Annotated in this window: 28 protein-coding genes and 2 tRNA genes; 15 read left to right on the forward strand and 15 right to left on the reverse strand. The window is 55.4% G+C overall.

Annotation, left to right across the window (positions count from 1 at the left end; all coding sequences use genetic code 11):
- The 5 genes from ABIB59_RS02275 to ABIB59_RS02295 form a co-directional block, all read right to left on the reverse strand.
- Nucleotides 1-813, reverse strand: coding sequence for a DeoR/GlpR family DNA-binding transcription regulator (locus ABIB59_RS02275; RefSeq protein WP_071196356.1), 813 nt, complete (start codon nucleotides 811-813; stop codon nucleotides 1-3).
- Between the two features lie 147 nt (nucleotides 814-960).
- On the reverse strand, nucleotides 961-1,584 hold the full coding sequence (locus ABIB59_RS02280) for an HAD family hydrolase (protein ID WP_041851863.1): 624 nt from the start codon (nucleotides 1,582-1,584) through the stop codon (nucleotides 961-963).
- Nucleotides 1,581-3,092 carry an FGGY-family carbohydrate kinase gene (locus tag ABIB59_RS02285; protein ID WP_354033855.1) on the reverse strand — a complete coding sequence of 504 codons (1,512 nt, stop codon included), beginning with the start codon at nucleotides 3,090-3,092 and terminating at the stop codon, nucleotides 1,581-1,583. The genes ABIB59_RS02280 and ABIB59_RS02285 overlap by 4 nt, the downstream gene beginning before the upstream one ends.
- 27 nt (nucleotides 3,093-3,119) lie before the next feature.
- A complete protein-coding gene (locus tag ABIB59_RS02290; protein WP_071196353.1) occupies nucleotides 3,120-3,920 on the reverse strand; it encodes a BtpA/SgcQ family protein in 801 nt (266 codons plus the stop codon).
- Nucleotides 3,921-3,962: 42 nt separating this feature from the next.
- Nucleotides 3,963-4,820, reverse strand: a complete 858-nt coding sequence (locus tag ABIB59_RS02295; RefSeq protein ID WP_317078865.1) for a DeoR/GlpR family DNA-binding transcription regulator — start codon at nucleotides 4,818-4,820, stop codon at nucleotides 3,963-3,965.
- A gap of 144 nt (nucleotides 4,821-4,964) precedes the next feature.
- Here ABIB59_RS02295 and ABIB59_RS02300 point away from each other — a divergent pair, with 144 nt between their 5' ends.
- From ABIB59_RS02300 to ABIB59_RS02320, 5 genes are all read left to right on the forward strand, one after another.
- Nucleotides 4,965-5,765 carry an SDR family NAD(P)-dependent oxidoreductase gene (locus ABIB59_RS02300; protein ID WP_052249323.1) on the forward strand — a complete coding sequence of 267 codons (801 nt, stop codon included), beginning with the start codon at nucleotides 4,965-4,967 and terminating at the stop codon, nucleotides 5,763-5,765.
- 99 nt (nucleotides 5,766-5,864) lie between these two features.
- On the forward strand, nucleotides 5,865-7,001 hold the full coding sequence (locus ABIB59_RS02305) for an ABC transporter ATP-binding protein (protein ID WP_052249324.1): 1,137 nt from the start codon (nucleotides 5,865-5,867) through the stop codon (nucleotides 6,999-7,001).
- A gap of 9 nt (nucleotides 7,002-7,010) precedes the next feature.
- A complete protein-coding gene (locus ABIB59_RS02310; protein ID WP_079496379.1) occupies nucleotides 7,011-7,811 on the forward strand; it encodes a carbohydrate ABC transporter permease in 801 nt (266 codons plus the stop codon).
- A 65-nt stretch (nucleotides 7,812-7,876) separates the two neighbouring features.
- Nucleotides 7,877-9,151 (forward strand): extracellular solute-binding protein, encoded by a 1,275-nt coding sequence (locus ABIB59_RS02315; protein ID WP_354033859.1) that lies wholly within the window; start codon nucleotides 7,877-7,879, stop codon nucleotides 9,149-9,151.
- Nucleotides 9,152-9,169: 18 nt separating this feature from the next.
- Nucleotides 9,170-10,081 carry a carbohydrate ABC transporter permease gene (locus ABIB59_RS02320; RefSeq protein WP_107224098.1) on the forward strand — a complete coding sequence of 304 codons (912 nt, stop codon included), beginning with the start codon at nucleotides 9,170-9,172 and terminating at the stop codon, nucleotides 10,079-10,081.
- Nucleotides 10,082-10,147: 66 nt separating this feature from the next.
- On the opposite strand, the gene ABIB59_RS02325 is transcribed toward ABIB59_RS02320, so the two are convergent.
- From ABIB59_RS02325 to ABIB59_RS02335, 3 genes are all read right to left on the reverse strand, one after another.
- Nucleotides 10,148-10,223 (reverse strand) — tRNA-Asn (locus tag ABIB59_RS02325).
- A 111-nt stretch (nucleotides 10,224-10,334) separates the two neighbouring features.
- The gene (locus ABIB59_RS02330) at nucleotides 10,335-11,768 is read right to left on the reverse strand and encodes an EmmdR/YeeO family multidrug/toxin efflux MATE transporter (protein ID WP_107224097.1); all 1,434 of its coding nucleotides are present in this window, start codon (nucleotides 11,766-11,768) and stop codon (nucleotides 10,335-10,337) included.
- A gap of 88 nt (nucleotides 11,769-11,856) precedes the next feature.
- Complete coding sequence (locus tag ABIB59_RS02335; protein WP_222556193.1) at nucleotides 11,857-11,949, reverse strand: DUF5951 family protein; 93 nt, start codon at nucleotides 11,947-11,949, stop codon at nucleotides 11,857-11,859.
- Between the two features lie 6 nt (nucleotides 11,950-11,955).
- Between ABIB59_RS02335 and ABIB59_RS02340 the strand changes: the two genes are divergently transcribed.
- Nucleotides 11,956-12,031: transfer RNA gene (locus ABIB59_RS02340), tRNA-Asn, on the forward strand.
- A gap of 137 nt (nucleotides 12,032-12,168) precedes the next feature.
- On the opposite strand, the gene ABIB59_RS02345 is transcribed toward ABIB59_RS02340, so the two are convergent.
- The 3 genes from ABIB59_RS02345 to ABIB59_RS02355 all read right to left on the reverse strand — a co-directional run bounded on the left by ABIB59_RS02345 (nucleotide 12,169) and on the right by ABIB59_RS02355 (nucleotide 14,095).
- Nucleotides 12,169-12,501, reverse strand: coding sequence for a type II toxin-antitoxin system PemK/MazF family toxin (locus ABIB59_RS02345; RefSeq protein ID WP_071196348.1), 333 nt, complete (start codon nucleotides 12,499-12,501; stop codon nucleotides 12,169-12,171).
- Nucleotides 12,502-12,759, reverse strand: coding sequence for an AbrB/MazE/SpoVT family DNA-binding domain-containing protein (locus ABIB59_RS02350; RefSeq protein ID WP_041851870.1), 258 nt, complete (start codon nucleotides 12,757-12,759; stop codon nucleotides 12,502-12,504).
- Between the two features lie 424 nt (nucleotides 12,760-13,183).
- Entirely contained in the window at nucleotides 13,184-14,095 is a 912-nt protein-coding gene (locus ABIB59_RS02355; protein WP_108701018.1) for a LysR family transcriptional regulator, read from the reverse strand.
- Nucleotides 14,096-14,195: 100 nt separating this feature from the next.
- Between ABIB59_RS02355 and ABIB59_RS02360 the strand changes: the two genes are divergently transcribed.
- From ABIB59_RS02360 to ABIB59_RS02380, 5 genes are all read left to right on the forward strand, one after another.
- A complete protein-coding gene (locus ABIB59_RS02360; protein ID WP_354033862.1) occupies nucleotides 14,196-15,305 on the forward strand; it encodes an alkene reductase in 1,110 nt (369 codons plus the stop codon).
- Between the two features lie 4 nt (nucleotides 15,306-15,309).
- The gene (locus tag ABIB59_RS02365; RefSeq protein ID WP_041851874.1) at nucleotides 15,310-15,519 is read left to right on the forward strand and encodes a hypothetical protein; all 210 of its coding nucleotides are present in this window, start codon (nucleotides 15,310-15,312) and stop codon (nucleotides 15,517-15,519) included.
- Nucleotides 15,520-15,604: 85 nt separating this feature from the next.
- Nucleotides 15,605-16,144 (forward strand): ester cyclase, encoded by a 540-nt coding sequence (locus ABIB59_RS02370; RefSeq protein ID WP_110294682.1) that lies wholly within the window; start codon nucleotides 15,605-15,607, stop codon nucleotides 16,142-16,144.
- Nucleotides 16,145-16,401: 257 nt separating this feature from the next.
- On the forward strand, nucleotides 16,402-16,692 hold the full coding sequence (locus ABIB59_RS02375; RefSeq protein ID WP_041851876.1) for a DUF3601 domain-containing protein: 291 nt from the start codon (nucleotides 16,402-16,404) through the stop codon (nucleotides 16,690-16,692).
- A gap of 127 nt (nucleotides 16,693-16,819) precedes the next feature.
- On the forward strand, nucleotides 16,820-17,155 hold the full coding sequence (locus ABIB59_RS02380) for a gamma-glutamylcyclotransferase family protein (RefSeq protein ID WP_041851877.1): 336 nt from the start codon (nucleotides 16,820-16,822) through the stop codon (nucleotides 17,153-17,155).
- A 54-nt stretch (nucleotides 17,156-17,209) separates the two neighbouring features.
- Here the strand turns inward: ABIB59_RS02380 and ABIB59_RS02385 are convergent, their stop codons facing one another.
- Together ABIB59_RS02385 and ABIB59_RS02390 are read right to left on the reverse strand one after the other, a co-directional pair.
- The gene (locus tag ABIB59_RS02385; RefSeq protein WP_354033865.1) at nucleotides 17,210-18,235 is read right to left on the reverse strand and encodes an LLM class flavin-dependent oxidoreductase; all 1,026 of its coding nucleotides are present in this window, start codon (nucleotides 18,233-18,235) and stop codon (nucleotides 17,210-17,212) included.
- A gap of 148 nt (nucleotides 18,236-18,383) precedes the next feature.
- Complete coding sequence (locus ABIB59_RS02390) at nucleotides 18,384-19,280, reverse strand: LysR substrate-binding domain-containing protein (RefSeq protein ID WP_354033867.1); 897 nt, start codon at nucleotides 19,278-19,280, stop codon at nucleotides 18,384-18,386.
- A 100-nt stretch (nucleotides 19,281-19,380) separates the two neighbouring features.
- Here ABIB59_RS02390 and ABIB59_RS02395 point away from each other — a divergent pair, with 100 nt between their 5' ends.
- The 3 genes from ABIB59_RS02395 to ABIB59_RS02405 are packed head-to-tail and all read left to right on the forward strand — an operon-like array spanning nucleotide 19,381 to nucleotide 20,574.
- Nucleotides 19,381-19,683: a carboxymuconolactone decarboxylase family protein gene (locus ABIB59_RS02395; protein ID WP_354033869.1), complete on the forward strand. Its 303-nt coding sequence runs from the start codon at nucleotides 19,381-19,383 to the stop codon at nucleotides 19,681-19,683.
- Between the two features lie 4 nt (nucleotides 19,684-19,687).
- Nucleotides 19,688-20,074, forward strand: a complete 387-nt coding sequence (locus tag ABIB59_RS02400; RefSeq protein ID WP_354033871.1) for a tautomerase family protein — start codon at nucleotides 19,688-19,690, stop codon at nucleotides 20,072-20,074.
- Complete coding sequence (locus ABIB59_RS02405) at nucleotides 20,074-20,574, forward strand: DUF4865 family protein (protein ID WP_354033873.1); 501 nt, start codon at nucleotides 20,074-20,076, stop codon at nucleotides 20,572-20,574. Before ABIB59_RS02400 ends, ABIB59_RS02405 begins: the two co-directional genes overlap by 1 nt.
- Nucleotides 20,575-20,706: 132 nt before the next feature.
- Here the strand turns inward: ABIB59_RS02405 and fusA are convergent, their stop codons facing one another.
- Nucleotides 20,707-22,809: an elongation factor G gene (gene fusA, locus ABIB59_RS02410; protein ID WP_335255674.1), complete on the reverse strand. Its 2,103-nt coding sequence runs from the start codon at nucleotides 22,807-22,809 to the stop codon at nucleotides 20,707-20,709.
- A gap of 241 nt (nucleotides 22,810-23,050) precedes the next feature.
- Here fusA and ABIB59_RS02415 point away from each other — a divergent pair, with 241 nt between their 5' ends.
- Nucleotides 23,051-23,362, forward strand: coding sequence for an ArsR/SmtB family transcription factor (locus ABIB59_RS02415; RefSeq protein WP_041851883.1), 312 nt, complete (start codon nucleotides 23,051-23,053; stop codon nucleotides 23,360-23,362).
- Nucleotides 23,363-23,413: 51 nt separating this feature from the next.
- On the opposite strand, the gene cobT is transcribed toward ABIB59_RS02415, so the two are convergent.
- A complete protein-coding gene (cobT, locus tag ABIB59_RS02420) occupies nucleotides 23,414-24,472 on the reverse strand; it encodes a nicotinate-nucleotide--dimethylbenzimidazole phosphoribosyltransferase (protein WP_354033875.1) in 1,059 nt (352 codons plus the stop codon).
- Nucleotides 24,473-24,476: the final 4 nt, after the last annotated feature.

Genomic DNA, 24,476 nt, shown 5'->3' on the forward strand with positions numbered 1-24,476 from the left:
TCAGGGTGCAATCATCACCTGCACATTCGCCAGTTCAAGGGCGGTCGCCAGTACCGCAGGCGGTGCGCTATCTGTTATTAGCAGATCGATATCCTGCCACTGCGCCACCTGCACCAGCGACATATGCTGGAATTTTGCAGAGTCGCAGAGCAGCACTTTAAAGCCGGAACGGCGAATCAATACCCGTTTCATTTCCGTCTCATCCAGTGCGCTATCGTAAATGCCCTGACTGGTAATGCCCGATGCGCCAATAAACGCAATATCAAACCAGAACTGCTGGAACTGCTCAATGGCAGACGGCCCGACAATCGCCATCTCGTCATCACGCATCATCCCCCCTGCCAGATAGACTTCCGGTGCCTGCGCATAGCGGCCCAGCGCATGGGCAATGCGCACACTGTTGGTGAAGATTTTCAGACGCTCATGCTTCACCAGCTCGTCGACCATAAACAGGGTTGTGGTGCCGATATCAAGCGCAACGCTCTGGTAGCGCCCGGCCACCTCAGCAGCCATGCGGGCAATGCGCATTTTGCTCTCCCGATGAAGGGAAAGACGAGCGTCAAAATGCGCCGGAAGCGGGTCCATAATCGGCTGGCTGACCGTTTCGGTCAGTACCGCACCACCGTGTACCCGGCTGAGTTTACCCTCGGTTTCCAGTTCGGCGAGATCGCGGCGTACTGTCATCTCCGAGACCGCCAGCTCCGCTGAGATATCCACCACTGTCACGCGCCCCTGCTCGACCAGCATGTTAAGGATCCGCTTTTTGCGTTCCTGAGGAAGATAACGGGCCTGAATCTCGGGTTTAGCTGACATAACGATAGATACTCTGTTTCGGGTGGAGGGGCTTAAACGATATAGCTCACAATATTAAGGGGAAGTGGTGTCATTTAAAACCCAATTTGTTCGAATGTGTTCATTTCCTTGCGCGGAACATCCCTTTCCCGCGCGAAACTGTGCGAATCAAAACCAGTCGAGGATCCGCGTCAGCGAGGTGATTTCTGTTACCCCCTGCTCAGAGGCGGGTGACGCGCCATAAAACGCGACGTGCATTCCGGCGGCCTGCGCCGAGCGCATCCCGGTCGTGCTGTCTTCAACCGCCAGTACCGCCGCCGCAGGCAATCCAAACGCCCCCAGCGCATGTTGATAAGGTTCGGGCGCCGGTTTGCCATGGTGTACATCATCCAGCGTCACCACCACATCAATAAACTCACGCACACCCAGCGCCTCAAGATTCGCCTCGACTATCCGTCGGCACGAATTCGACACGCAGGCCTGTTTGATACCTTTCGCCGCCAGCTTGCGGATGGTTTCGCGGCTGCCGGGAATAGCAACCAGTTCGTGGCGGTGGTCATGGTAGTAGTCTTCAATCGCCGCCAGCCACACGGACTGGTCCAAATCGGCGGGCAGTTCTGCGCACAAGGCCAGCCAGACATCGTTAATGTGCACACCGTAAAAGCGCGTCTCGGGAATATGGCTCAGATCCAACCCGAAGCGATGGCAGACAGCCAGCAGTGCCCGGTGATGAAGTGGTTCGCTATCGACCAGCGTGCCGTCAACGTCCCAGGCAATGGCAGTAAATTTCATGGTGTCTCCTGGCGGGTCAGTGGACGACAGGCTTCATAGAGCTGGCGGAAACGCGGATATCCCTCATGGTAAACATCGGCATGTTCAGGCCGTGGCGTAATCACATCTTTGAGGTTGACCCACGCGCTGGCTCCCTTCCAGTCTGTCGATACCCCGACACCCATCGCCGCCGTCCAGGCGGCCCCCAGACAAGAACCGGGGTGCCCATCCAGGCGAGTCAGCGGCTCGCCCAGCACATCGGCGACAATCTGCATCCACAGTTTGCTTGCCGAACCGCCATCAGAGACGATGTAGCGTTTTACCGGATAGCCGATGTCAACCAGTGTGTCGATATGGTGTTTGATGGCATAGGCGTAGGCTTCGAGCAGCGCGCGCCAGATATGCCCCGCGTCGTGGCTGAGCGTCAGGCCAAACAGGATGCCCCGGGCATTTGGATCATGTAACGGGGTTTTCTCCCCCAGAAAATAGGGCAGGAAAATCAGGCCGTCACTGCCCGCCGGGCGGTTTTCCGCCATCGCGTCCAGGTACTGATGGATACTCATGCCCTTTTCACGTGCTGCCGCTTCATGCTGCGCCGCGAAGTTCTGCACAAACCAGTTCAGCCCCGAACCGCCGGTCGACATACAGCCGTTGGGCATGTAGCAACCCGGCACAAGGTGATAATCCAGATACAGACGCGGGTCAGGGGTAGCGGTTTGCGTTACGGTCAGAATATCCACCGAGCCGCCGAATTTGAGCAGCACTTCGCCAGGCGAAGTCACCCCCGCGCCGAGCGCGGAGGCAATCAAATCCGCCGCCCCGCCAATCACCGGTGTGCCTTCACTGAGCCCGGTCCAGGCCGCCGCCTGCGCGGTAACCGCGCCGATAATGTCATGAGAGCGGACCAGACGGGGGACTGCATAGCGGGGAAGATGGGCAAAGGCAATCAGTTCGTCATCCAGCGTATTGTTGCTGATATCAACAAAACCCGCCTCCAGCGCCCAGTTCTGCTCGATGATTTTCTCACCCGTGAGCTTCCAGTTAATAAAATCATAGGAACCGAACACCGTGGCAATACGTTCAAACACTTCCGGCTCATGGTGTTCAATCCAGCGGATTTTCGCTCCCACCAGTTGCTGGTTAATACCGTTTCCGGCGCGCTCTAAAAACTGCTGACTGTCCATTTCGCAGCGCATCTGCTGCACTTGTGCGCCGCTGCGACCATCGCTCTGTTGAATGCTCGGACGCAGCAGGCAGTCTTCGCTATCCAGTAAAACCACGGCAGGCAACATCCCGGTCACGCCAATGCCACAGATTTCGCTCGCCGCAATGCCGCTTTGTGCGAGCAACTGCTGGCAAATTTCACCGACATTCGCCCACCACTGCTCCGGCGACTCCTCCGTCCAGCCGCTGTGCGGGGCGAAAAGCGTGACCGGGCGGGAGGCCGTACCGAGCACCTTATCGGGCAGGCCGATCAGGATGCCAATGGTTGAGGTTGTACCAATATCAATGCCTAACAGATACTGCATCTTATCCTCCCGTTCCAGGGGTTATGTTTAGCGCAGCTTTTCGACCACATCCATAAAGCGTTTTACCCGATCCCCGTCGACCTGATTCCAGGTGTGCCCGTCGACCTTAAAGTGCGTGCCGATGACCACACCGCTGGCAATGCTCAGAATGTCGGTGACGTTATCGATGTTGGTGCCGGTGTTGGCAAAAACCGGAACGCCCTCTACCGCTTCACAGACTTTGCGCAGATTAGAATGTTCAGCCGGTTCACCGGTGATCGGTCCGGACACCAGAATGGCATCTGCCAGTGACGAGAAAATGGCGCTGCGCGCACGCAGTTCGATGGGGCGCGCATCCAGAGAATGGGCGAATTCGGCGTTGATGTTAAAGAGCAATTTCATATCTTCACGGCCCAGGTTGCGGCGCAGGCGAGACGCGCTGGCACAATCCGGCTCCCAGATCCCCATATCAGAAGCAAACACGCCGGTGAAAATTTCACGCACGAAGCTCGCCCCGGTGGCAGCACCAATGGCGACACTGGCGTTAGGATCCCACAGGTAGTTCACGCCGAACGGCACTTTCAATATCGATTTCGCCGCCTGTACCACAGCCGACATGGCCGAAACGCCTTCCAGCGACGCTTTAAACACATAAGGACGGTCATTTTCGTTGCCGAACATAATCGCATCCACGCCACCTGCCTGTAGTTTCTCTACATCACTGAGAACATCGTCGATGAGCTTATTGAGTCCACCTTTAGCGTCGTACAGCGGCGCGCCAGGCAGCGCGCCAATATGGGCCATTGCGATAACCGCTTTTTTCTTATTACCCAAAAATTCAAAGATCATAACTTTCTCCGGTGTTGGCTGATATGTCATGGTAAAAAGCGATCACGCGTCTTTCGGCAACGCAGGCGCGATGATCACATCAATATTTGCCGCCTCAAGCATCGCCGCCAGCGCGGGCGGTGGTGCCTGTTCGGTGATCAGGATGTCGAATTGCCTCAGCGTGGCGAGGTGTACCAGCGACATTCGTTGAAACTTGCTGGCGTCACACAGCACCACTTTCAGGCTGGAACGGTTGAGATAAAGACGTTTGAGTTCCGCATCCTCAAAGGCGTAGTCATAAATTCCCTCGGCGGTCAGACCAGAGACGCCAATAAAGGTGATGTCGAACCACAGGCTGGAAAACTGCTGTAGCGCCGCAGAACCGCCGGTCGACATTTCATCCGGGCGCATCCGCCCGCCCGCGAGGTAGATTTCCGCCTTCGCGGGGGCAATGTCATGCGCCACGCGAAGGCTGTTCGTAAAAATTTTCAAATGTGAACACTGGCTGAGGTAACGTGCGGCAAGAAACGTCGTGCTACCGACATCCAGTGCCAGTGTGCGAAATTTCTTGCCGAGCTCTGCCGCCGCCGCCGCGATGCGCAACTTAGCCTCATGGTTTTGCAACAGGCGGGACTCGAAACTCGGTTCCACTTTGTCAATCGCCACTGCGCTTGCGCTCTGCGGCAAAACCGCCCCACCATGCGTACGGCAGAGGCTGCCCTTCTGCTCCATCTCCATCAAATCACGACGGATAGTCATTTCGGAAACGGCGAACTTCACGGCCAGATCCGGCACAGATACCGCACCTTGCTGAACCAACAGTTGCATGACTTCACTCTGACGCGACGCAGCCGAACGGCGTAAACGCGCACCGGATCCGGGGGCGTCAGGCTGAAAAGGCAGAGCGTCGTTGTGCGTCATCGGCTGACTCCGAACATTGAAGTTAACAAAAACAAACATACAAAACAAAATTTGTGATCGCAATTGTTTTTATCATAAGAAATATGTTTTGTTGTGTTCGTTATATTGGTGTAAAAAATAATCATCAACACAGGGGAAAAGAACATGCACACATCACATTTGACGTCCGGACACTATCCGGACCTGCAAGGTAAAGTGGCGATTGTTACCGGCGGCGCTACGGGTATTGGTTATGCCATCGCCCGCAATCTGATTCGCCAGGGCATGCGGGTCGCTATTGGAGACATCAACGAAGAAGCCGCCTGGGCAGCCGCCACCGAACTCGGCGCGAACACGGTGGCGTTTCATCTGGATGTTCGTTTACGTGCGTCCGTTGAAGAAGGCTTTGGCTGGGTAGACAAAACGCTGGGGGACTATGATCTGCTGATCGCCAACGCGGGCGTATCAACGATGCAAAAAGCCCTGGCGATAACAGATGATGAGTGGGATTTTAATTTTGACGTCAACACCAGGGGTATTTTTCTTACTAATCAGATTGCCGCACGCAAATTTGTGGCGCGCAAATCCGGTACTATCGTGAACACAGCGTCGCTTGCCGCCAAAGTTGGCGCGCCGCTGCTGGCCCACTACTCCGCCAGCAAGTTTGCCGTCCTCGGCTGGACTCAGGCGCTGGCACGGGAACTGGCCGCTGACGGGATCCGCGTGAATGCCGTCTGTCCGGGTTTCGTTAAAACCGGCATGCAGAGCCGCGAAGTACAGTGGGAAGCACAACTGCGCGGCATGACGCCTGAACAGGTCATTGATGATTACATTCGCCAGACGCCGCTTGGCCGCCTGGAAACGCCCGAAGATGTCGCCGAAGTGGTGGCCTTTTTGAGTTCCGACGCCGCTCGTTTTATGACAGGTCAGGGCGTCAACGTGACCGGCGGGGTGTATACGGGCTGACAACACGCCGTTGTGAACAAAGCTGCTTCATTTCGAACAAAACCGAACATGGATGTCACCAGTCCCAGGACGGGCAACACGTAACAGAGGTAACCCAATATGGCCTCCATTGAATTACGGAACGTGTCGAAATCCTACAACGGCAATCAGCACAGCGTCCGTAATGTGAATTTGCACATCCGGGATGGTGAATTTGTTATCTTCCTTGGCCCTTCCGGCTGCGGAAAGTCCACCACACTCCGCATGATTGCCGGACTTGAAAGCATTACCGATGGCACATTGTTAATCGACGGGCGCGACGTGAGTCATGTGGCACCGCGCGATCGCAATATCGCCGTGGTATTCCAGAGCTATGCGCTCTACCCGCACATGACCGTCGCCGAAAACATGGCCTTCGGCCTGAAAATGCGTGGCGTGCCGGGCAACGTCATCAACAGTAAAGTGGCCGAGAGCGCTGCAATGCTGGGGCTGGATAAACTATTACACCGCAAACCGGCCGCGCTTTCCGGCGGGCAGCGCCAGCGCGTCGCCCTGGGCCGCGCTATCGTGCGTGAACCACAGGCCTTTTTGTTAGATGAACCCCTCTCAAACCTTGATGCTCAGTTGCGCGGCGAGATGCGTAGTGAACTGATCAAGCTTCATCGTCGGCTGGGCAAAACCATGGTCTACGTCACCCATGACCAGGTAGAGGCCATGACAATGGCGGATCGCATTTGCATCATGCGTGATGGCCATTTGATCCAGTGCGGGACTCCGCTGGAAGTCTATAACTACCCGGTAAATACGTTTGTTGCCCGTTTTCTCTCCTCTCCGTCCATCAACCTTCTTCCCTGTCTTGTGCAACGAACGGGCATGGATGTCAGCCTGCAACTGTCCGACGGCCCACAGCTCCCGGTGCCGGGCTGGATGGCCGCCGACTATCAAAGCCTGGCGGGAAAACAGATGACCCTCGGCGTGCGACCGGAAGATTTTCACGCCCACCCACGCAGACCAGACTGGATCCCGCTGGAAATTGCCGTCAGCGGGGTGGAAGCGCTGGGCGCGGAAAACATTGTCAGCGGCACGCTCGGTAAAGTGCCGGTGGTGATCCGCCTTGATCATCATACGCACCCGAAGGTGGGCCAGACGCTCAGCATCTGGCTGGATCCCAACTCACTGCATCTGTTTCACCCTGGCAGCGGAGATGTGGTTGAGCGCCGTAAAACACCGGACAACGCTGACACCCCAGGCGCGTGAGGAGCGAACATGCTACGAAAAATTGGATTGCATACCGGGCTGGTGCTGGCCTGTCTTTCAATTTTACTGCCGGTGCTGTGGATTGTGAGAACCAGCCTGGTGCCGGAATCGATGGCCTATAGCAGCGATATTTTCCCGCAGTTTTCCGCGGAAAACTTCCGCTCGCTGATTGAGAACAACGGTTTTTTACGTCATTACGCCAATAGCCTGATTGTCGCCACCGGGTCGGTTGTCCTCGCCCTGCCGTTTGCCGCCGCCACCGGCTATGCCTTTGCCCGCTTTAAAACGGGCGGTAAAGCGGCGCGCTTTATTATGCTGGCGACCCAGATGCTGCCAGCGGTAGCACTTGTGTTACCTGCCTTTGCCATGCTGCGAACCGTTGGGCTGACCAACTCGCTCTTCGGGCTGACGCTGGTCTATGCCGCGTTAAATCTGCCATTTCTGACCTGGATCCTGATGGGTTTTTTCGAAGGGATCCCGGTGGATCTGGAGTGGGCCGCGATGACCGACGGCGCCACCGCCTGGGGCGCTTTCTGGCATGTGGTGCTGCCCGTGTCGCTGCCGGGTCTTGCGGCCTCCGCCGTGCTGGGCTTCATCCTGTCGTGGAATGAGTTTCTTTTTGCCCTGGTGCTTAGCGGGCCAGAGACCGCCACGGTCCCGGTGTCGCTTGCCGCGCTACAGACCTCGAACGGTGTACAGATTGGCAAGGTTTCGGCAGGCATTGTGCTGGCCGTGCTGCCACTGATGGTCGCCTCACATTTTATTCAGCGTTACATCGTCAAAGGTCTCACCTTCGGCGGTGTTAAGTAAAGTCATGCCATCCAGACAGAAAATTGTCGCCGTTAACACTCCGGCACCTTCTCCAGGAGTTAATTATGTTGAATCGTAAGAAAGTCACATTGTTATCGGGTCTGATAGTCCTTAGCCTTTCGGCGTCCGTTCGGGCGGAAGATGTAGTGCTGCGTGCGTTGATGGAAGATGTTCCGGAAACGAAAATCATTGAAAAAATGCTGCCTGATTTTGAGAAGCAGTACCACATCAAAGTGCAGTTCGAGAAAATCGGTTACGGCGATATGCATGACAAGCTGGTATCGCAACTGATTCAGTCGCAGAGCTATTACAACCTGCTGGAAGTGGATTTTCTGTGGGCGGGGGAATTCAGTAAAGCCGGCTGGCTGACTGATCTCACGCCGGATGTGAAAAAATCTAACTTTGATATGTCGGCCTTTATTCCGGCCACCGTGTCGCTCATTAATGTGACGCCTAATAAAACCACGCTGATCCCGATGTACAACTATTCCATGGGGCTGATTTACCGCACGGATGTGTTGCAGGATGAGAAAATAAAGAGCGCCTATCAGGCCGAGTTTAAAAAACCGCTTGAGCAGCCCAAAACCCTGGAGGAGTACGTTACGCTTGCCAAATTTATCAAGAAGAACATTGACATGGCCGGGGCGGCTATGCAGGGGCAGCGCGGCGATCCGAACAGCATGGAGTTCTCGAATTACCTGTTCTCCAGCGGCGGCGCTTACGTAGACGACAAAGGTAAATCCGCACTGAACAGCCCGGCGGGGAACAAAGCGATGACGCTGTATGCGGATGCCATCAAGAATGCCGCGCAAACCGGTGCGCTTTCCGCCACCCTCGACGATACCGTGCGTCTGATGTGCAGCGGTAAAGCGTTCAGTATGTTGACCTACTGGTGGATGCTGCCGCAACTGGATAACGCCACCGCCTGCCCTGCCGTGGCCGGTAAACTCGCGCTGACAACCGTTCCTGGTGGTCACGGGGAGAGCGGCGGCTGGGGTTGGGGCATTCCGAAAAACGTCTCAGATAAAGAGAAACAGGCCGCCTGGACCTTTATTCAGTGGGTGCAGAGTAAAGAGGTCACTACCGCACGCGCATTGCAGGGGCACGCGCCTGTTCGTTCCGATGTCTATGAAAACGCCGAGGTACTGAAAAAGTATCCTTACTATAAAGACGCTCTAAATATTGTGGCGTCCGGTAAGTCCTTCCCGGTCTTCTCCTATTCCGCTCAGTATGAAGATGTTCTGGGGACACAATTGTCCCTGCTGGCGAGTGGCGAAAATACCGTCGACAAGTCGCTGAAAAATGCATCCGACCAACTGGATAAGTTGCTGGTGAAATAAGACAAAGGGGGCCGGCAGATGGCTTTAGCTGAGGAATTTAGCGTGAAACCGAAGTACCGTTTAACAATAGACAGATTCCGGGTGACAGGCTGGGCATTCGCCCTGCCTGGGTTGCTGGCTCTGGCGATTGTGCTCGGCTTCCCTGTTATCTATTCCGTTGTACTGGCTTTTTCGTCCTATACGCTGATGCATGCGGAGATCTTCCCTTTTGCAGGGCTGGACAATTTTATCAGCGTGCTGAGCAGCGATACCTTCTGGCACTCTGCCTGGCTGACTATCCGTTACTCATTATTGACGGTAACCGGTGAGTTTATTGTCGGGCTGGGTATCGCCCTGATGCTCAACCGGGTGGTGAAAACCCGCCCGGTCTATTTCGCCTTACTGACCATCCCGATGGCTATGTCGCCGGTGAGCGTGGCGCTGATCTGGCGTATGTTGCTGCAACCGAACCTTGGGATTATCAACCATATGCTGCAAAGCGTTGGCCTGCCGGGCGTCGACTGGCTGGGTAACCCTACGCTGGCGTTCTGGAGCATGGTGTTTATTGATGTCTGGCAGCAGATGTCATTCGTGGTGCTGATCCTCGCTGCGGGGCTGGCGTCGCTGCCTAAAGACCCGTACGAGGCGGCCGAAATTGACGGTGCAAATAGCTTGCAACAGTTCTGGTATATCACCCTGCCGATGCTGCGCCCGGTTTCGGCAATTGCGATTGTGATTCAGTTAATTAACGAACTTCGCACCTACGACCTGCCCTATATCCTGACCCGTGGCGGGCCGGGGAATGCCACCGAAGTGCTGAGCTTCTTTGCCTATCGCCGGGCGTTTCTGGGGCTGTCGCTCAACGAAGGGGCCGCCGCCGCGCTGATTTTGCTGTTAATTGTGCTGGCGATGACCATCGTCTATTTCGTGCTGCTGGAACGGCGCAGATAAACGCGAAGTGGAGGAAGCAGGAAAAGCAAAAACCCGCTTAAGTTGCCTTAAGCGGGTTTTCAAATTTGGCTCCTCTGACTGGACTCGAACCAGTGACATACGGATTAACAGTCCGCCGTTCTACCGACTGAACTACAGAGGAATCGTGTGAACGAGGCGCATATTAACGAGGCCTCCTGCCCTTGTCAAAGGCTGTTTTCACAAAAATGTCCGTTTGCCGATTTATTCTCCACTCTGCGGGAAAATGAAGCGGTTACGTGTGATCTCGCGGTACTTTTGGGTATTTCCACAGCCAACGGCCGCTCACCATTCGCCAGTAGAAGAGCGCGCCTCGCACCGCCCAGTCGAGCACCATCCCAAGCCAAACGCCGACGACGCCCATACCGAGCATAATCCCGAGCGTATAGCCCGCCACCACGCGACAACCCCACATACCGAGCATCGACACCCACATGGCGAAACGGGCATCGCGCGCCCCTTTCTGCCCCGCAGGCAGCACCCAGGAAGCGGCCCAGATCGGCATAAACGCGGCGTTCAGCCAGAGAAGCGTCTTGACCACCTCTTTTACATCTTCTTCATGGGTATAGAACGACGCCAGCAGCCCGGCGAACGGCGCCGTGCCCCACGCAATAAGCGTCAGTATAATGGTCGACAGCCAGAACACGTGGCGTAGCTGTCGTTCGGCCTGGCTGCGTTGCCCCTTGCCTAGTCGCTTACCGGTAATGATGGTCGACGCCGAGCCCAAGGCGTTACCGGGCAAGTTAATCAGCGCGGCGACGGAGAAGGCAATAAAGTTACCGGCAATAACGTTGGTCCCCATCCCGGCGACAAACATTTGTGTCAGCAATTTCCCGCCGTTAAACAGCACCGACTCGATACTCGCCGGAATACCAATCCCCATCACTTCCCAGATAATGGCGAAGTTCAGCGGCTTGAAATAGCTTTTCAGCGGGATGCGCAGCGCCGGGTTAAAGCCAATCATCAGCACCCAGATAATGGCAATCGCGCCGATATAACGGGCAATAGTGAGCCCCAGCCCGGCACCGGCAAAACCCAGCCCCGGCCAGGAGAACGCGCCGTAAATCAGGATGCTACTGATAATGATGTTGAGGATGTTCATCCCGCCGTTTATCAACAGCGGAATCTTGGTGTTCCCGGCCCCACGCAGCGCGCCGCTACCGATGAGCGCAATAGCCGCCGCCGGATAACTCAGCACGGTGAGTTCCAGATAGGTCAGCGCCAGCGCTTTGACCTCCGGCGTGGCCGCCCCGGCGATAAAGTCGATGATTTGCGTGCCGAAGTAGTGAATAACCGCCGCCAGAATAATGGAGAACAGGGTCATGATCACCAGCGACTGCCGCGCTGCCGCCCTCGCCCGCTTTTTATCGAGCTTGCCGAGGCTGAATGCCACGACAACGGTGGTTCCGAGGTCAATCGCGGCGAAAAACGACATGATGACCATGTTAAAGCTGTCGGCCAGCCCCACTCCCGCCATGGCTTCTTTACCGAGCCAACTGACAAGGAAGGTACTGAGCACACCCATTAACAGGACGCAGGTGTTTTCGAGGAAGATAGGGATGGCGAGCGGCGTGATTTCGCGCCAGAACAGGACCTTGTAGCTCTTGCGTTTGGCGTACCATGGCGTGCGCATGATAGCCTGGCGTATCGGGGCGACGACGTTCAAAATTGACCTTAGTGAGAAAGATGAAACTTCATTTCAAATGATGGGGTAGAATTCGTGATCCTGCAAAGCATTTCCAAAAAATTGTTGTTAATTACAGCAAACTGCCGTGATTTGCGGCAGTTGCACAAAACCGCCTGAAATCAGGTTTGACAAAAGTTTTTTCGCCGCTAAGATACGACTCCACACCGATTCCTCTGTAGTTCAGTCGGTAGAACGGCGGACTGTTAATCCGTATGTCACTGGTTCGAGTCCAGTCAGAGGAGCCAAATTTAAGAAGCCTGCTTACGAGCAGGCTTTTTGCTTTTTTGGTCCCTGATATTTCTTCTGTACCGAGCGTCGGGCTTTTGGCATTTCGCTTCGATGATGTAACGCTCAGCAAACTTCCCTGCCTTGCCGCAAAATCTCAACTCAGAATGGCTTCCAGTCGGGCCAGCACTTCATTCACGACAGCATCGGGTATACGTTCCAGACGCTTGTCGTTTCGGGCGTCCATATCAATGGTTCTGGGCTGATCGCAGCGAATCACACCCGTGGTTTTCGTTCCCGCACCGTCCAGTGAGACGGCAAAACCCGCCGCTCGGGCAAAGTTTCCGCCACTGGTGACCGGAACAACAACGGGCAAACGGGTGAGTGCATTAAATGACGCGGGAGAAACGATAAGCACTGGACGTTTTCCGCTTTGTTCATGCCCGGTGGTCGGATCCAGTGAAACGAGCCAGATCTCCCCTCTGTCCATTTACAGAAGCTCCTTGCCCGCCGCAGGCGCATCAATCCATTGCCGATCCTCTTCGCTTATTTCGGCGTGCGGATCACACTGCGCCAGCAATTCCTCAAGCGAGTAATGTGGCCGTTTCTGGGGTTCAATAATCAGGCAGCCATTCTCAATGGTCATACCCACTTCGCTATCCGTCGACAGCCCCAGGGTTTTCAATACGGCAGGAGGAACCGCCAGCATGACGGATCCTCCAACCTTTTTAAGGCGAGCGATATACATAGAACACCTCCAATTATTATATTTTAATATAACATCAGAGGCTGCATGTGTGCAATTTTTAGTCAAATTCATGGTGGCTGGTGTCCTTACCCTTGCGAAGCCCGATAATCCATAGCGTGATCGTTGCGGCTGTTTTCAAAGAAAGCAGCGTTGCCGATAAGAAAAGGCAATCTCCCCGTTTTTCTCACGTCATAGAGCATGTCGTTCACGCAGTATTGCGGCGCACATTAAACATGTCCGATAGTAGAAAATGGGTTATACGGTTCAAAGGATTTTGACGAATTAGATAATCAAATTGCGGCGCAGTTTCCATATCCGGGCTGCACCGGAGAGATATCAGCGATAGCGTGAAGTCCAGATTTTTTCGGGCGCATATCACTAACGCAACGGCGTACAAAAAAAACGAGCAGCAGGTCATAGACTTCTACTCATTTTCCAGCCAGTCAATGAAGAACTGAGTGAAGGCGGTAACCGGCAGCGGCTGCAGCCGTCGCTGCGGATAGACAAATTGCAGGCCGACATTTTTTTTATCAAAACGGCTAAAGCCAATGAAACTTTCCGCAAACAGCAGTTGCAGCCTGCCCTGCTCCACATCACGCTTTACATCCCACCATGATTTGCTGGCAATACCCGCATCAGCCAATACCCACTGGCGGAGAAGCGCACCATCGTCGCATACCATGGCTGGGGTAAAACGTAATGCGCTCTGTTTACCATCATGCTCAAAACGCCATTCGTTCATAACCATGCCACGCAGCTCCAGGGCCAGGCATCGGTGGCGGTGTAAGTCCTCAATGGTATTGGGTGTGCCTGCCGCCCGGAGATAATTGGCTGAGGCGACCAGTACCCTATGATTCGGGCGGATATTTCTGACGACCAGGCTGCTGTCTGGCAGGTTTCCGAAGCGAATGCTCATATCCAGACGGTTGGCGACCAGATCTTCGACATTTTCGCCCAGGTACACCGAGCATTTCACTGCCGGATGCTGGCGGGAAAAATCGAGCAGCGCCGGGCTGAGGTACTGTCGGCCAAAATCAGAGGGGGCCGAAATGCGGATATTACCGCTGAGCACCCCTTCTTTTTGGGTAAGCAGCGACTCCGCGTGGCTCATTTCCTCCAGTACACGTAGTGCAGCGTGATAGAACTCCTCACCGGCACGGGTCATCGTAATGGCGCGGGTGGAACGGTGGAATAGCCGGGTCTGATAACGCTCTTCAATCGCCTTTAGTCTGGCGGTCATGGTGGCCGCTGAGAGCCCCATACGGCGACCAGCGGCTGAAAGCCCGCCAGCCTCCACCACTGCAACCAGCAGTGCCATATCTTCGAGCTTTCCCATTATTCAGAAATCCTGAAAAGACAATCATATTTTAATGCCATTATCAAAATATCTCTCGCCACGTAAAGTATTTTCACAGATACATTACGGGGGACAGAAAATGCAAAATCGGACACTTTTTGACAGCTACCACTTAAAGGCTCTGAGCCTGAAAAACCGGATCGTAATGGCACCAATGACCCGGGCGCGGGCGTTACAGCCGGGAAACATTCCTTCCGCATTAATGGCGGCGTATTACCAGCAGCGCGCCAGCGCGGGTTTGATCATTACCGAAGCCACGCAGATTTCACTTCAGGGCCAGGGATACTCATGGACGCCAGGTCTGCACTCCGCTGAACAAGTTGAAGGATGGCGATTGAGCACAGAAGCCGTTCACCGTGCCGGAGGGATTATCTTTTCCCAGCTCTGGCACGTTGGGCGCATGTCATATGCGGGTTTCCATGAGGATGGTAAACCTGTCGCGCCGTCTGCACTCGCGCCCGATGCTCAGGTATGGGTTGTTGATGAGCAGGGGAAAGGACATATGGTTGACTGCCCGCAGCCGCGGGCACTTGAGCATACCGATATTCAGCAGATTATTGCTGATTATCGGCAGGCCGCATTAAACGCCATTAACGCCGGATTTGATGGTGTTGAGGTACATGGCGGTAATGGTTACCTGATCGATCAGTTTCTTCGCCGGACATCGAACAAACGTACCGATGAGTACGGCGGCAGCCTGGCTAACCGGATCCGTTTTGCGCAGGAGGTGCTGGATGCCATCAGCGACGCCATCGGCAATACGCGCACGGGCATACGCCTTTCCCCATTCATCACCCAGCGCGGAATGAACGACCCGCAGGTGACTGAGGCGATCCTCGCGCTGGCTGCATGGTGTGAAAAGAAAGGTATCGCCTATATCCACCTGGCAGAGGCTGACTGGGACGATGCCCCACAGGTACCTGCTGATTTTCGTGAAACTTTACGCGCCACCTTTAGCGGTACCCTTATTGTCGCTGGAAATTATACCCTGAACAAAGTGGACAAACTCCTTAAGGCGGGGCTGGCCGACCTGTTTGCCTTTGGCCGTCCGTACATTGCCAACCCTGACCTGCCGTACCGGCTCAGGAATAACCTTCCATTAGAGACCATAAGCGATCCCGCCACGCTTTTTGGTGGAAACAGCGCAGGCTATACCGATTACCCATTTTATAAAACTGACGAGACGTAACAGGATGGTGAAAAAAACAGTAATCATCGGCGGAGCTTCCGGCATTGGCTTTGCCGTGGCTGGCGCTCTCGCTGAACAGGGAGAAAGCCTAATCCTTGCAGGACGGGACAGCGGAAAGCGGATGCAGGCCAGGGACATCGCAAAAGCTATCTGTTTGTTATGGACAATCCGTTTGTTACCGGAACCCTACTGGATATCGAAGGCGGCGCGCTGATTAACTCATCCTGACGTTACACCCACAGGCGGCTGAAATGCGCCCGAGTCACCTGTTTCCCTTAGGCAACAAAAAGGACATTCTTATGAAAAAGTTGACGCTTTATCCTCAACGACTGGCGGCACTTATGCTTCTTCCCATGGCCAGCGCTGTGTTTTCTGCACCGCTTGAACTGGTAAAACCCCATGAATTAATTGCGGAAAGCCAGTTATCTTCCGCACACGTGGCGATGCTTGAAACTGTCGCAAGACGTTACGCAACATTCTGGAATACGGGCGATGAAGCCCTGGCCCGTGAGGCATTGGCCGATAATTTTGTCGATAAGACACCGCCCGAGGGGCGCAAACAGGGACCAGAAGGCGCGCTTCTGGCCTCACGTGCCTTCCGTACCGCCGTCCCGGATCTGAGTTGCGAGGTTGAGCAGATGATCATTGCAGGCGATCGCGTGGTATCGCACCTTCATTTTCGCGGGCATTTCACGGGAACCTTCGGCAAATTGAAAGGTAAAGGCCAGAAGGTTGATTTTATCGCGACGGATATCTATCAGGTCAGGAACAATAAAATTATTGCGAACTGGCATCTTGAAGATAACCTGACCCTGATGAAACAACTGGGCGTGTTATAAAATGGCTGCCCGGAGCGGTGATATTGTCAGGCAGTTTGGCAAGGGTTGAAATATTTCAATATCCGTCCCTGGCATCTGCACGCCGACACCGCGCAAGGTGGCGATAAATAAGGGGCAGAGGTGCACGCTCTGCTCAATTCTTCGCTCCCGGATAACATCCAGACATTTTGCGCATACAACCTATTATTCGACCTCGCCAATGATCATTCCTCTCTTCTCGCCTATTATTGCCAACGTCAAGCAAAGGAACCCACCACATGGACACCCGCCAGCTCAAACAAGCCTACGCACACCTCGTTGCCGGTAAATATTATAAGGTGGCGAAAACCTTCGTCGATTACGACGGAGTCACCCGTTTTGAAGGCGAAGTCTGGAAGTTTGTTGGTTCCAGTTTTTTGGCGTATGAAAGTGGGCTGTCGCTGTTTTTCAAAATCAAAGGAAAGGTCGTGCAGGTGAGATTACAGGCTATCCCGGAAGAACAAAGCCATATCACTGAACATCTCGACCAGTATTTTGTTGAACATAACCCGAGGTGGCAGTTCTGGTGATACGTCGCGCCGCAGAGTGATAATAAAACGCGATGAAGAACGGGTTGCGACGCACGTGATAACCTCTTATTTTGAAGACATTTCTTCCCCCATTGAGGGGCAATATTGCGTCAGCTAACGAGGGAAAATGGAACGCTTGTTTGTCTACGGGACACTACGTCCGGGTCACTCTAATGCTTATATTCTGGAAAACATTGGTGGTGAATGGCTGCCGGGTTATGTGACGGGCACGTTTTATGAACGCGGCTGGGGTGCAGCAGCGGATTTTCCGGGGATTGTGTTACACAAAAACGGGCCGCAGGTTCAGGGTTACCTGTTTACCTCGGATAATCTTGAGGCGCACTGGCCAATGCTGGATGAATTTGAAGATGGCTACGATCGCGTTGAGGTTGACGTCATCACCACAAATGGTGAGCAGCTCAGCGCATGGATTTATCAGCTACAACCGCAAACGCAGCCGTAAGCGATGTGAATGTAACGCCTCGCCTGTTTGCACAGTGCGAGGCGTTATTGCTTTTTAATCGCGCCAGCCCATCGCTGGAGCAACATGTTTCAGAATGGACTCAATCACATGCACGTTGTATTCCACACCCAGTTGATTCGGCACCGTCAGCAATAAGGTGTCCGCTTCGGCAATCGCCTCATCCTGTTTCAACTGCTCAACAAGCTTGTCCGGCTCGGCGGCAAAGCTGCGCCCGAAAATCGCGCGGGTTTTCTCGTCGAGGAAACCGACTTTATCGCTGTCATCACGGCCTGAGCCGAAATACATCCGGTCCTGATCGTTCATCAGAGCAAAAATACTGCGGCTGACCGAAACGCGTGGCGTACGGGTGTGCCCCGCTTCCGCCCAGGCTTTTCGATAGGCGCGGATCTGTTTTGCCTGCTGAATGTGGAACGGCTCGCCGGTTTCATCATCTTTCAACGTCGAGCTTTGCAGGTTCATCCCCAGCTTCGCCGCCCATACTGCGGTGGCGTTAGAGCCTGCGCCCCACCAGATACGCTCACGCAGCCCGTCGGAAAATGGCTCAGGACGCAGCAGGCCCGGCGGGTTCGGGAACATCGGCTGCGGATTGGGTTTCGCGAAACCTTCACCGCGCAGCACATCCAGCAGCACTTCGGTGTGCCGACGCGCCATATCTGACTCGTTTTCCCCCTCAGACGGGACGTAGCCAAAGTAGCGCCAGCCATCAATAACCTGTTCCGGGGAGCCGCGGCTGATGCCCAGTTGTAAACGCCCACCGGAGATCAAATCGGCCGCACCCGCGTCTTCTGCCATATAGAGCGGGTTCTCGTAGCGCATGTCGATAACGCCCGTGCCAATTTCAATGTTGCTCGTTTTCGCCCCAATCGCCGCCAGCAGCGGAAACGGCGAGCTTAACTGGCGCGCAAAATGGTGCACCCTGAAATAAGCGCCATCGGCTCCGAGTTCTTCGGCGGCAACCGCCAGATCGATGGATTGCAGCAGCGCGTCAGCGGCCGAACGGGTTCCCGACTGCGGCGACGGCGTCCAGTGACCAAATGACAAAAATCCAATCTTCTTCATGACGTGGGTCCTTATTCTCAGGGATATGTCGGCAGCAAATAACCTCACTGCCTTTGATGCTCACTACTCTACGCATTACCCGATGAGAATAAATATCGTTTGTTTAACATAATGCATCAAATTAATTGACTAACCTGCGGGAAACCGCTTATTTCACATTCAACAACGCCGCTTCCATCAGTTCCCCCAGCTTCGCTCGCGCACCGGTATCTGCCACATTCCCGTGCCCGTGCCCGTGCCCGTGCGCCAGCATAATCCCCAGATTGCCCGGCGATGGCAGCGTACTTCCCGCTACGCGAAGATGAACGGGCATCCCGACACGCGTGCGTAGCGTGATGCCGAGCCCCGCCTGCACCGCTGCCCAGATACCGCTCAGACTGTGGCTGACAAACACCACGCGCCAGGGAATACCCGCCCGATCCAGGCAGGCGATGGCGCGTGAGCGCATCAGGCACGGGTTGTCAAACATCACCAGCGGCAACGGCTCACCCTGTGCCAGCAGCGCGCTAATATCCGTTTCCGGATGCTGTATCCACTCAAGCTGACACTGGCCGATAAGTTTCCCCTCGCGCGGGCTGTTTTCCGATTGCCACAGAAGTGCCATATCCAGCGCGTTGTCATCCAGCGCCGAGAGCAGCGCCTGATTGCGATCCACCCGGGCGATGATCCGCAGCCCCGGATGGTGGCGCCTGAACTCGCCCAGAATGCCGGGCATCAGCGATTCGCCAAAGTCTTCCTGCATACCAATACGGATCTCCCCCTGTAGCAGCTCGCCTTTCAATGCCCGCTGCGCCTCGTCATTGAGCGCCAGCAGACGACGGGCGTAGCCCATCAGGATCTCGCCGTTGCGGGTTAATGCCAGGTGGCGGCCCTGCTTCATCACCAGTTCGGCATCGCACTGCTGTTCCAGCTTTTTAAGCTGTGCGCTTACCGCCGAGGTGGAGCGGCACAAGCGGCTTGCCGCCAGCGCAAAGCTGCCGCATTCAATGCCGGTTACAAAACTGCGCAGCGCGTCGAGGTCGAGCGTTAAGGGAAGTTTGTCCATTATCGTCCTGAAATACGGGATGGTGGATTGCATATAATTTGATTTTCAGGATGAAACTATGGCGCCAGAATCGCTTTACTGTCAATACGGAGAGAAAACCATGGCTAAATCCCTCGATCGTGAAACCCTGGCCCGCGTTGCGCCGAAGCTGGCTGAACTGAGTCAGGACGTGCTGTTCAATGATATCTGGCAACGGGAGGCGCTTTCTCCACGCGAGCGCAGCCTGGTCACACTGGGTGCCCTGACGGCGCTGGGCCGCGTGCAGCAGCTTCCCTGGCATATTAATTTCGCACGGCAAAATGGCCTGAGCCGTGAAGAGATAGCCGAAGCCTTCACCCACCTGGCGTTCTACGCGGGCTGGCCTGCGGCAGTATCTGCCCTCGGCTCTCTGGAAGAGGAGTAAGCGTATGCCCTTCACCCGTATCACTCTGCGCCAGGGGTATAGCGACGCGCAGATCACGCAGATTTCCGACATCCTGCAGCAGACGCTGGAGGACGAATTTTCCGTTCCGTCCGGTGACCGTTTTCAGGTATTTGAAGCGCTACCGGTCAACCAGCGCGTGTTTGACCACAACTATAAAAGCGGCGGGCGCAGCGATAATTTCATTCAGTTTCATATTCTCGCGGGGAAACCCCGCACGCCTGAGCAGAAGCAAAATCTCTGCCGCGTACTCTGCCAACGGCTACAAAGCGCGCTGAATATTCACCCGGATGATGTGATGGTGATGATCCAGTTTAATACCGCCGATGAGTGGAGTTTCAGCCAGGGTCAGTTGTTGTCGGAGGAGGCGTGATGATTGTGATGCAATACCGCTTTACTTTGCCTGCCGACTACGACATGGCGGTGATTGAGGCGCGCATCCGGGAAAACGGCGCGAAACTGGACGGCTTCCCTGGCCTGCTGGTTAAGGCGTATCTCTTTTCCCGGCGCGAGGACGCGCATTGCGCTGAGAATCGCTATGCGCCGCTGTATGTCTGGAGAAATCCCGAAGCGATGGCGCGTTTTTTACAGAGTCCCGGCTTTAAGAAGCTGACAGAGGATTTTGGCTGGCCGCAGATTGATACCTGGCTGGCGCTGCGTCTTCCCGATATTGATGAGGTGCGCAATGCTGCCTGGCTGTCGATGAGAAAGCAGCCAATTACTGCACACAGTAACCTGGCGACCCTGGCGCTGGAGGGGCAACTTTGCGCGTGGGATGTGAGCCGCTGGCAAGGGTTGCAAGTGTATCCTGGCGCTGCGCCGCAGGCGGGTTGCGAGAATTACCGGGTTGGGTATGTGGCAAGTGGGGTGTAGTCGGGGAGGTTGTGAATCGCAGATATCCCGGATGGCGCTTCGCTAATCGGGGCTACGTCCGGGGTCAGGGTGAGGAGGACAACGCCCATAAAAAACCCCGCCGGAGCGGGGTTTTGAGTTACAGCCAACAGGTTACGCTTTGGCGCGACTGGCAATGATATCGTCCGCCACATTGCGCGGGGCTTCCGCGTAATGGTGGAACTCCATGCTGTAGGTCGCGCGGCCCTGTGACATGGAACGCAGCGTGGTGGAGTAACCAAACATCTCCGCCAGCGGCACGTCGGCGCGGATAATCTGGCTACCGAAGCGCTCTTCCATGCCCTGCACCATCCCGCGACGGGAAGAGAGATCGCCCATGATATTCCCGGCGTACTCTTCCGGCGTTTCCACTTCCACATGCATAATCGGCTCAAGGATCGCCGGGTCCGCTTTGCGCGCGCCATCTTTAAAACCGAAGATCGCCGCCATACGGAAGGCCATTTCCGAGGAGTCGACGTCGTGATACGAACCAAACGTCAGGGTCGCTTTTACGTCCACCACCGGATAACCCGCCAGCACGCCGTTGTTCATGGCTTCGCGCAGCCCTTTTTCCACAGACGGAATATACTCGCGCGGCACCACGCCGCCTTTGGTAGCATCTTCAAACACGAAGCCACTGCCCGGCTCCAGCGGTTCAAGGCTCAGCACAACATGTCCGTACTGCCCTTTACCGCCGGACTGGCGCACAAATTTCCCTTCAATCTCTTTCACCGCTTTACGCAGGGTCTCGCGGTAAGTGACCTGCGGACGCCCAATATTCGCTTCCACGCCAAACTCACGTTTCATACGGTCGACGATAATTTCCAGGTGTAACTCACCCATCCCGGAAATAATGGTCTGCCCGGACTCTTCGTCAGTGTGCAGACGGAACGACGGGTCTTCAGACGCCAGGCGCTGTAAGGCGATACCCATTTTTTCCTGGTCCGCTTTGGTTTTCGGCTCAATCGCCAGCGAAATCACCGGCTCCGGAAACTCCATGCGCTCCAGGGTTATCACCGCATCCGGATCGCTCAGGGTGTCGCCGGTGGTCACATCTTTTAGCCCCACACAGGCGGCAATATCGCCCGCCCGCAGCTCGTCGACTTCATGGCGATCGTTGGCATGCATCTGCACGATACGACCAATACGCTCTTTTTTACCTTTCACCGGGTTCCATACCGCGTCGCCTTTTTTCAGCACGCCGGAATAGACACGGATAAAGGTCAGTTGACCCACGTACGGGTCGGTCATCAGTTTGAACGCCAGAGCCGAGAACGGCTCATCATCGTTCGGATGACGTTCCGCAGGCTGGCCTTTTTCGTCCACGCCCTGAATCGCCGGAATATCCAGCGGCGACGGCATCAGCTCAATCACCGCGTCGAGCATGCGCTGCACACCTTTGTTTTTAAAGGCGCTACCGCACAGCATCGGCTGGATTTCCCCGGCCACGGTGCGTTTACGCAGCCCGGCGATGATTTCCGCTTCGTCCAGATCGCCCGTTTCCAGATATTTGTCCATCAGCTCATCGCTGGCTTCGGCCGCCGCAGAGACCATTTTTTCACGCCACTCCTGGGCGGTGGTCAGCAAATCATCCGGCACAGGCGCATAGCTAAAGGTCATACCCTGTGTGGCGTCGTCCCAGACAATAGCGCGCATTTTGATGAGGTCCACCACACCGGTGAAATGCTCTTCCGCACCGATAGGGATAACAATCGGCACCGGGTTCGCTTTCAGGCGGTCAATCATCATCTGCACCACGCGGAAGAAATCCGCGCCGGGGCGGTCCATTTTGTTGACGAACGCCAGGCGCGGCACATGATATTTGTTAGCCTGCCGCCAGACGGTTTCCGACTGCGGTTGTACGCCGCCAACGGAGTCATAAACCATCACTGCGCCATCCAGTACACGCATGGATCGTTCCACTTCAATGGTGAAATCCACGTGCCCTGGGGTGTCGATGATATTGATGCGATGCGGCTCATAACCTCTGTCCATACCTGGCCAGAAGCAGCTTACCGCCGCGGACGTAATGGTAATCCCGCGCTCTTGCTCCTGTTCCATCCAGTCGGTTGTTGCCGCGCCATCGTGTACTTCACCCAGTTTGTGGCTCATCCCGGTGTAAAACAGGATGCGTTCTGTGGTTGTCGTTTTACCGGCATCGATGTGCGCGGAGATACCGATGTTGCGATAACGTTCGAGGGGGATGGGTCGGGGCATGATGCGTCCTTAGTCAGTTTGACAATAAATGGCCGATATGGCCGGTTAGGTTTCGCAAACTATAATAGTCCAATTGTACGAGTATTCTAGTACTATTTTTAAATTTTGCGCTATCATTGAGATTGTTGGTCCTGATGCATGGCGCATAGCCGTGCCTGTACGCATCGGGTATATTACCGGCCAGCCGCCGATACGGGCTGCTGCTCATGATGAGCAGAGCAACCGCCGACTCAGGAAAACTATGATTGCGAACCACCCCGATACCGAACAAATATTGCTGGAAAACGTCCTTTTCGCCCTTGGTAACCCTTTGCGTCTGGCGATGATCAAGCGGCTCGCCGATGGCAGTGAGTTGAGTTGCAATGCGTTGCGCCCGGAGGATGTGGCAAAGTCCACCATGACCCATCACTGGCGCGTGCTGCGCGACAGCGGCGTGGTCTGGCAGCGTCCGCAGGGGCGGGAGAATATGATTTCATTACGCAGGGAAGACCTGGACGCCCGTTTTCCTGGGCTGCTGGATACGTTGTTGCAGGTAATGCAGGCGGGAAGGTAAATCCCCTCTCCCCTAAGGGGAGGGGATCGTTCGAATCGTTCGAGCGGTTTGTTACTTCGTTTCGGGCAACACAATATTGCTATTAGCCAGCGTTCCCATCTTGTTGTGCATGGCGCAGGCGGCATCCACCAGTTGCATGGCTAATGCCGCGCCGCTGCCCTCACCCAGACGCATCCCCATATTGAGATACGGCTCCAGACCGAGGTTTTGCAGGGCGATACGCGCGCCTTTCTCCGCCGAAAGATGCGACGGGATCAGATAATCCTTCACTTTCGGCTCGATACGGCACGCCGCCAGCGCCGAGGCATAGGATAAGAACCCATCCAGCACCACCGGCAGGCCGCATGACGCGGCACCGATCATCACGCCCGTCATCCCCAGCAGGTCAAAACCACCGACTTTCGCCAGCACATCCAACCCATTGTTTGCATCAGGCTGGTTAACCTCAATGGCGCGACGCACCACCTGCGCTTTATGTCCAAGCTGCGACTCAGGCAAATTTGCGCCAATGCCCACAACCAGCTCCGGCGCTTCCCCGGTCAGCACGCTGACAATCGCCGCCGCTGGTGTGGTGTTCGCCATACCCAGCTCGCCCACGCCAAAAAGCTGCACGCCATCAGCCGCCTGTTCGCGGGTATAGCGAATGGTTTCCAGCAGCAGTTCCTGCGCTTGCGCGGTACTCATTGCCGGCCCCTGGGCGATGTTGTTACTGCCACGCGCGACTTTCATATTGATAACGCCGGAAATCGGATCGCTGTCGATACCGACATCCAGCACATGCACTTTCGCCCCGGCCTGCGCTGCCAGCACGCAAACACCGGTGGTGCCCTGCGTCATATTCGCCGCCTGAATAGCCGTCACAATTTGCGGTGAAATCGCCACCCCTTCGTGCCAGACGCCGTGGTCGGCGCACATCACGATAATGGCCTTCTTTCCGGACTGTGGTTTGCCGCCTAACCCCGGCATCCCGGCAAGCTGCACCGCCAGCGACTCCAGACGCCCCAGGCTTCCGGGCGGCTTGAGTAGCCCATCAATATGCTGTTGCGCCTGCGCCATCGCACCCTGATCGAGCGCGGGAATTGCTGCCAGTAACGAAGTCAGTGTTTGCATAGGA

Origin of the sequence: Citrobacter sp. UYEF32 (assembly GCF_040546205.1) — a bacterium.
GTDB lineage: Bacteria > Pseudomonadota > Gammaproteobacteria > Enterobacterales > Enterobacteriaceae > Phytobacter > Phytobacter diazotrophicus.